An 8,027-nucleotide genomic window follows, 5' to 3' on the forward strand; every position below is an offset into this window, starting at 1 on the left:
TGGCATATTCATGCCAAAACACCTCGCGGGATAGTGGTGTGTGAACAGTAACATCTGTTTCACATATAAATAAACTTATGGAGGAATTTATTATGAAGCGTGATTTAAAGAAAATCATCAGCCAGATGACTCTGGAAGAAAAAGCAGGCATGTGCTCAGGGCTTGATTTCTGGCATCTGAAAAGCGTGGAAAGACTTGGAATCCCGGAGGTAATGGTAAGTGACGGTCCTCACGGGCTTCGTAAGCAGGATGACAAAGGAGATCATCTTGGAATGAACGACAGTATCAAAGCAGTCTGCTTCCCTCCCGCAGCTTTAAGTGCCTGCTCTTTTGACCGTAGCTTAATGGAAGCCATGGGCAAGACTATTGGCAGAGAAGCACAGGCAAATGACGTATCTGTTGTCTTAGGACCGGCTGTCAATATTAAACGTTCTCCTCTCTGTGGAAGAAACTTTGAATACTATTCAGAAGATCCATACCTTGCTGGTGAGATCGCTGCTGCATTTATCAATGGTGTGCAGTCCCAGCATGTAGGAACTTCCATCAAGCATTTTGCAGCTAACAATCAGGAATATCACCGCATGAGCAATTCTTCTGAAGCAGATGAAAGAACACTCCGTGAAATTTATTTCCCTGCATTTGAAACTGCGGTAAAAAAGGCTCAGCCATATACATTTATGTGCTCCTATAATCAGATCAACGGTACTTTTGCTTCTGAGAACAAATGGCTTCTTACCGATGTTCTCCGCAATGACTGGGGCTTTGAAGGATATGTTATGTCTGACTGGGGTGCTGTCAATGACCGTGTGAAGGGTCTGGAGGCCGGCCTGGATCTGGAAATGCCAGGTTCCAACGGAACAAACGATGCTCTGATCATGGAAGCCGTAAAAAATGGCACTCTGAAGGAAGAAGTTCTGGATCAGGCTGTAGAACGTATCCTGAATATTATTTACAAATATGCGGACCACCGTGCACCGCAGGAATTTACCATGGAAAAAGACCATGAAGAGGCACGCCGTATTGCGGAAGAATCTATGGTCCTTCTGAAAAACGCAGACCAGATTCTGCCTCTGAAGACCTCTGAGAAAGTAGCTTTTGTAGGTGGTTTTGCCAAAAAACCTCGTTTCCAGGGCGGCGGAAGCTCTCATATTAACTGCTTTAAAATTACCAATGCACTGGAAGCTGTTCCTGCTGATGCACAGGTTATTTACGCAGAAGGATTTCCTGCTGATAAAGATTTATACGATGAAAAACTGGCTTCTGAAGCACTTCAGGCTGCAAAAGCTGCTGATAAGGTTGTGATCTTCGCCGGACTTCCGGATAGTTTTGAGTCTGAAGGATATGACCGTTCTCATATGAGACTGCCAGAATGCCAGAACCGTCTTATTGCTGAGATCCTTGAAGTTCAGCCAAATACTGTGATCGTTCTTCACAATGGTTCTCCTGTGGAAATGCCATGGATCAATAATGTGAAAGGTATTCTGGAAGCTTACCTTGGCGGACAGGCAGGCGGAGCTGCTGTTGCAAATATCCTCTATGGTATTGTAAATCCAAGCGGTAAACTGGCCGAGACCATCCCGGTGAAACTGGCTGACAATCCATCCTACCTGAACTTCGGTGGCGGCGATAAAGTGGAATACCGTGAAGGTGTATTTGTAGGATATCGTTATTATGACACCAAACAGATGGAAGTTGCCTATCCATTCGGATACGGACTCTCCTATACTACTTTTACATACAGTAATCTGCAGATTTCCAACACAAATCCAACAGAAAAAGATACTGTCACTGTTTCTGTAGATGTAACAAATACAGGCAGCATTGCAGGAAAAGAAATTGTCCAGCTCTATGTGAAAGACATGACAGCATCCACGATCCGTCCGGAAAAAGAACTGAAAGGCTTTGAAAAAGTCCAGCTTGCTCCTGGCGAAACCAAAACAGTTACTATGGAACTGGATAAGCGCAGCTTTGCATGGTACAATACCGAATTACACGACTGGTATGCTGCAAGCGGCAAATATGAGATTCTGATCGGTGCATCCTCCAGAGATATCCGTCTCTCTGAAACCATTGAACTCTCCAGCAGCCAGGTAATTCCCATGCATATTCATATGAACACAACACTGGGTGAGCTTTTCAATAATCCCAACACAAAAGAAGCAGCAAAAGAACTGACTTCCAGATATCTGGCTGCAATGAACGGCGGTTCAGACACAGCTTCCCAATCTGCTGCTGAAGCTATCACTGAAGAAATGGTAGCAGCAATGACAGATTCCATGCCACTTCGCTCTCTGTGCAGCTTTGGCGGATTCTCCCGGGCTGAGATCCAGGAGATGATTGACAAACTGCAGGCAATCTATAGCAATCCTCTGAAATAATGCATCTTAATCCAGCCCATCAGAGTGTGAAATCCTGCGTCAGATATCTTTGCCGTGCGTCAGCACGCCTGCAGATATCTTCCTTGTCTTTCGCACTCTGCTGAACTGTCTTAAATGCATTATTTACAAGGATTGCTATAAAACAAAAAAACTACTGTATATAAGCTGAATTTTTTTCCGGCTTTATACAGTAGTTTTTATTTATTTCTCTCTAAACCATTCCTTCATCACATCAAAAATTTTTATAAGCTCTTCGTCACTGATCACATATGGAACCATAGAGTACATGTAGTTCAAAAATGGCCTGCTGAACACACCCCGTTCATAAGCAAACTGCTGGAAGCCTTCCAGATCTCTGGAATCATGAACCTCCACGCACACACAGCCACCCATGATCCGGACTTCTTTGATCCGTGGATCTGTGAATGCTTCCATCTCACCACGTGAAACCTGTTCAATATGACGGATTTTACTCATATAATCTTCACGCTCAAAAATCTCAATCCCCTTCAAAGCCACAGCACATGCCAGCGGGTTTCCCATAAAAGTAGGACCATGCATCAGGGCAAGTCTGTCATCATCACTGTAAAAGGCATCAAATACCTTGTGATTTGCCACAGTGACAGCATGACCAATATATCCTCCTGTAAGGGCCTTTCCAAGAACCAGGATATCCGGCAGAACAAGATCTGCCACAAAGCGATTACCTGTGCGGCCAAACCCGGTTGCAACCTCGTCAAAAATCAAAAGGACATCATACTGGTCACACAATTCTCTTGCTCTCTTCAGGAATGAAATATCATACATCCGCATTCCTCCTGCTCCCTGTAAAAGAGGCTCCACAATAAAGCAGTTCAGACGGTCATGATACTGTTCAAATGCCTCCTCCAGGGCCGGAATCTCAGTGGGAATATGGACAACACCCTCTTTTTTGTCAAAAGCGAAATGATAATCCTCGTCATCACCAACTTCCATTGCCTTAAATGTATCCCCGTGATATGCATGTTCAAGAGCCAGCACTAACGGGCGCTTTCTTCCCTGATTGGTGTTGTATTGAAGGGCCATTTTAAGTGAGACCTCCACTGCAACACTTCCTGAATCTGAAAAAAAACAATAATCCAGATCTCCTGGCAGAAATTCCTGCAGCTTCGCAGAAAGCTTTTCCACCGGCTCATGTGTCAGTCCCCCAAGCATTACATGACAAAAACGGTCTGCCTGTTCCTTGATCGCTTCTGTCAGTTCCGGATGCTTATATCCATGAATCATACACCACCAGGAAGATATAGAGTCTATCAGCTTCTGATCTTTTGTATAAAGATGTACACCCTCTGCATCCAGAATCTTATAGGGAGCTTTCATTGTTTTCATTTGTTCATAGGGATACCATATCATTTGATCTTCACCTCATCATAAAATTCTGCCAGTACATCTGCATCTATATCAAGATCCTTCGCATTATCCTGTACTTTTGCAATAACCGGAAGGCCTGTCATATATTGGCACATAGCAATATTATCCTCTTCCATAATATTTCCGGGATGGTAATGGTTAAAAATAATACCTTTGATTGGAAGGGAATGGACTTTCATATACTCAGCAGTCAATACAACACTGTTTATTGTACCAAGCCCTGCATCTGCCACCAGAATACTGGAAAGCTCAAACTCTCTTATCACATCTTCAAGCTGGATTTTGCGTTCATCAAAACAGAGCGGACAGAGGATACCGCCACTTCCTTCCATGGTAATATATTCATAATCATTTGCTGCCTTCAAAAATCCTCTCCGCACAACATCAAGATCCACCGGATTACCCTCAACTCTTGAAGCAAGATGAGGAGACCAGGCATTTTCATATACATAGGGACACATATCATCCAGAGACTGGGAAATACCAGACATCTCTTTAACAAAAAGTGCATCGCCCGGGATTAGACTTCCGTCTGCACGCCGGTCATTTCCACTCATTGCAGCTTTGTAATAAGCCGGATTTTTTCCTGCCTGTGCCAGTTTTTTTACGATCAGTCCTGAGAGATAGGTTTTGCCCATGTCTGTTCCTGTTCCTGTAATAAATACCGCTTTACTCATGATTCTTCCACTTCCTTCCAATATTCTGGTGTTACATTTCTGCCCATATCAGAGAGCATTTTTCGGTCGCTGCGGATGGTTGCGCAGGCAACAGTAGTCAGCATATTCCCTGTTATTGTAGCGGAGGCACCGGATTTAAAAGCGGTTTCCCCGTCATTGGTAAGAAGTGCCCGTCCGGCAGCAAGACGAATATTAGCCTCAGGATTAATATAACGAAAGAAGGCAATTGTCCGGAGGATATCCTGCTCTGAAAGCTGATCAAGATGTTCCAAAGGTGTTCCCGGAATGGGCATCAATGCATTGATCGGAATGGAGTCAATACCCAGCTCTGCAAGGCTGACTGCCATATCCAGACGATCCTCCCAGGTCTCTCCCATTCCTATGATGCCACCGGAACATGCACACATTCCTTCTGCCTTTACCTTTTTCAGAGTTTCAATCTTCATATCGTATGTATGTGTCGTACATATATTAGGAAAATTTCTCCGCGAAGTCTCAATATTATGATGGTAACTGGTTACTCCGGCTTCATGAAGACGATGCAGCTGTTCGGAAGAAAGAAATCCCATGGAAGCACAGAGATCGATATTGCATTCCTTATACATGGTTTCATAGGCATGAATCGCCTGATCAAATTCTTTTCCGGTCAGAGCCTTTCCTGCAGTGACAATGGAAAAACGATCAACACCCTCCTCTTCATTCATTTTACATGCTTCCAGAATCTTTTCCTCGGGAAGAAAATCATAGATCTCACAGGAAGTATGGTGGTGTACTGACTGAGCACAATATTTGCAGTCCTCCGGACACCTGCCGCTGCGGCCATTGATAATGGAACAGAGATCTACCTTATCACCGATATATGCTTCGCGGATACGGTCTGCTCCTTCACATAATTCATCTAAATCACAGGTAAGAAAAAAAGAAAGATCATCTTCCCTTGTAATTCTGCGTCCATCAATAATTTCCTGTGCTAAAATAAGTGGATTCATTTTACAAGCTCCTCCCTTTCCAGTCTGACATTTGATTTTGAATCAAAAAGATATTGAAGCACTACCGGTCTGACACGTTTTGCAATAACAGCTCCCAGAACACTTAATGCAATGTCACCGGGTACAGCAAGAAGAAAACAATAAAGGATAAGCGGCCAGATTCCAATCGGTGTATCGATCACATAATTACAGATCACATAGTAATAAACCATTCCACAGGCATAGACGATCATCAGACCTGCCAAATTCGCAAGTAAATAGTGAAAAACTGTCTTCTGCTTAAGACGCTCTGCAATAAGTCCGGTCACGTATGTTCCCAGGCAGAACCCTATAATATAACCGAAGCTTGGCTTGAAAATATACCAGATCCCACCGCCCTCCGAAAAGATCGGAAGTCCTGCCAGCCCCAACAGCATATAGGCAACCACAGAAATCATACCCCTTCTGGATCCCAGAAACAATCCAGCAAGCATAGTGAACAGGTACTGCAGTGTAAAAGGAACCACAGGTATAGGGATTTTAATAAACGCACCTGCTGCAATCAATGCCGTAAAAAGTCCGCAATAGATCATGCTTTTTGTTTTAGTCATTTGTAAACCTCCATATATTTTATGGTTTACTATTTTAAAACACAGAAGGTTAATTGTCAACTTTTTTTATTTTCTCAGTTTACAGTTCGCCTTGCTATTTGCGTCACAGCATATATAATATGGTCAAGCGGATAAAATCATCCGCTTCGCTACTTGCTTGATTCAGTAATCACGACCACCGGCTAAGCCGGTGGTCGTGATTTTTCATCAACTGTCGAAAACGGGTGTGTGTCATTTCATCGGGAATTTCTTTCTTGCCAGGTCAGTTCTGCTTTTTCCTTACAGTTCTCAGAAAATAACAGATCGACCACGCAATACTCATTCCTGCTGCAATTCCAAAAGCAAAAAGAAACGTATCCCGTCCATATTCCAATGCTCGCACAGTATTTCCTTCCACAATGCTGTTCATACAATAATAAAGAGTACTTCCGGGAATCAGAGGGATTACGGAAGTAACAAAAAAAGATGTAGATGTTTCTTTACAGATTCTTGCAAGAATTTCTGCATACACATCTGTAACAAAGCCAGCCATCAGAGTCGGAAGAAAAACATTTCCCCAGAATTCTTTTCCCAGAAGGAACACCAGCCAGCTAAGGAAGCCGCCAACTGCTGCCAGAGGCAAATATTTCTTTTTTATATGAAAAAGAATTCCAAATCCTACAGAGCCAATGGCTCCGGTAATTAATTGTATCATGATTGCTGCAGTCAAAGTCCAAACCTCCCAAATAAAATAATTGCCCCCATAAATCCAAGTGCCAGTGCCGCAGCAAGTAGTAAAGCAGCAATCAGACGGATGATTCCAGAGAGTGTATCACCAATAAGTACATCCCTGATTGCATTTGTCGACATCAACCCCGGAATCAAAAGCATAATGTCACCGATCATAATCTTATCCATGCGAAGGAATGGGCACAGCAAGGTTAATCCACAGATTGCACAGCCTGTAAAAAAAGACGCCACAAACTGAAAAGTCACTTCATTCATGCATACCGGACGAAGATATTGCTGTAATCCCCAAATCAGAACAGCCCCAAATCCTGCTGCAACAGCATCCGGAATACTTCCACCATAAAAAAAAGCAAAACTGCATGCAGCCAGAAGGCTTCCAAGAAGTTTCCATAACGGTTTCGTCTTATTTATGTTAATTTTATCAAATTCTTTCCGAAGCTCTGCCGCAGGGACAGGATGATTACAGAAACGACGGCTCAGATCATTCAACTGCTCTAATTTTGTAAAATCATTTCCACCACTTTCCCTGATCCGTCGGGTCTGTGTCCGCGCTCCTTCTCCCGGAAATTCCATGGTAATAACGATACTGGATGTGATCACAAAAACATTCATCTGCGCAGCACCACAGGCATAACCCATTCGGTTCAGCGTATCCTCCACTCGAAAAATCTCTGCACCGCTGTTTAACAATGCGTCACCCATATCAAGAAAAATATGTAAAAAATCTTTAGATGTCTGCATAGGATTACTCCTTTAATTTTGCAGAAAAGAGTCCGGCATAATATACGCCAGTGTCTTACTTCTGCACTTTTGTATTCTGAAGATAGCTTTAGTATAAGGCTTAATTGCAGTGAATACAACTTCTATTTTATAGCGCTTACATAAAATAGTTCCAATTCAGATTATTTTGAAAAAATAAGATGTGTTTTTCAGATCAAAAAATATGAGTAGTAGTCAAGAGGACTTGATGGATTAATCCGTCAAGCCCTTTCTATTTATTATGAGAAATAATCAGTGTACGAGCTGTCAAGTATTTTCTTCCTTCTTATAAAGATTAAAATTCTTGACAGCTCTGTTTTTGGCAAATAAAAAAATATCATAGAATCTAGTTTAATAGACTCATATGATATTTCTTTGATTACTCCTGTGATTACCCGTGAAGACGAAGACGCGCAAAAGCCTTTATTTTCAAAGGTTTCGAGCAGGGGATGAGAGAATCGAACTCCCACCAAAGGTTTTGGAGACCCCTATCAT

The 8,027-nt window shown here is 42.7% G+C and carries 7 protein-coding genes; 1 reads left to right on the top strand and 6 read right to left on the bottom strand.

Annotation, left to right across the window (positions count from 1 at the left end):
* The first annotated feature begins 92 nt into the window (after positions 1–92).
* Entirely contained in the window at positions 93–2,378 is a 2,286-nt protein-coding gene (locus LJE09_RS16340; protein ID WP_227311557.1) for a glycoside hydrolase family 3 C-terminal domain-containing protein, read from the top strand.
* Between the two features lie 201 nt (positions 2,379–2,579).
* Here LJE09_RS16340 and bioA read toward each other — a convergent pair whose 3' ends face one another.
* The 6 genes from bioA to LJE09_RS16370 all read right to left on the bottom strand — a co-directional run bounded on the left by bioA (position 2,580) and on the right by LJE09_RS16370 (position 7,514).
* Positions 2,580–3,770, bottom strand: a complete 1,191-nt coding sequence (gene bioA / locus LJE09_RS16345) for an adenosylmethionine--8-amino-7-oxononanoate transaminase (RefSeq protein ID WP_055148905.1) — start codon at positions 3,768–3,770, stop codon at positions 2,580–2,582.
* A complete protein-coding gene (bioD, locus tag LJE09_RS16350; protein ID WP_055053848.1) occupies positions 3,767–4,465 on the bottom strand; it encodes a dethiobiotin synthase in 699 nt (232 codons plus the stop codon). Before bioD ends, bioA begins: the two co-directional genes overlap by 4 nt.
* On the bottom strand, positions 4,462–5,454 hold the full coding sequence (bioB, locus tag LJE09_RS16355; protein ID WP_173704733.1) for a biotin synthase BioB: 993 nt from the start codon (positions 5,452–5,454) through the stop codon (positions 4,462–4,464). Before bioB ends, bioD begins: the two co-directional genes overlap by 4 nt.
* On the bottom strand, positions 5,451–6,044 hold the full coding sequence (locus tag LJE09_RS16360; protein WP_227311558.1) for a biotin transporter BioY: 594 nt from the start codon (positions 6,042–6,044) through the stop codon (positions 5,451–5,453). Before LJE09_RS16360 ends, bioB begins: the two co-directional genes overlap by 4 nt.
* A gap of 262 nt (positions 6,045–6,306) precedes the next feature.
* The gene (locus LJE09_RS16365) at positions 6,307–6,753 is read right to left on the bottom strand and encodes a threonine/serine exporter family protein (protein WP_081017098.1); all 447 of its coding nucleotides are present in this window, start codon (positions 6,751–6,753) and stop codon (positions 6,307–6,309) included.
* Positions 6,750–7,514, bottom strand: coding sequence for a threonine/serine exporter family protein (locus LJE09_RS16370; protein WP_161234104.1), 765 nt, complete (start codon positions 7,512–7,514; stop codon positions 6,750–6,752). Before LJE09_RS16370 ends, LJE09_RS16365 begins: the two co-directional genes overlap by 4 nt.
* Positions 7,515–8,027: the final 513 nt, after the last annotated feature.

Source organism: Blautia sp. DFI.3.45 (genome assembly GCF_020593505.1).
Classification (GTDB): Bacteria; Bacillota; Clostridia; order Lachnospirales; family Lachnospiraceae; genus Blautia_A; species Blautia_A wexlerae.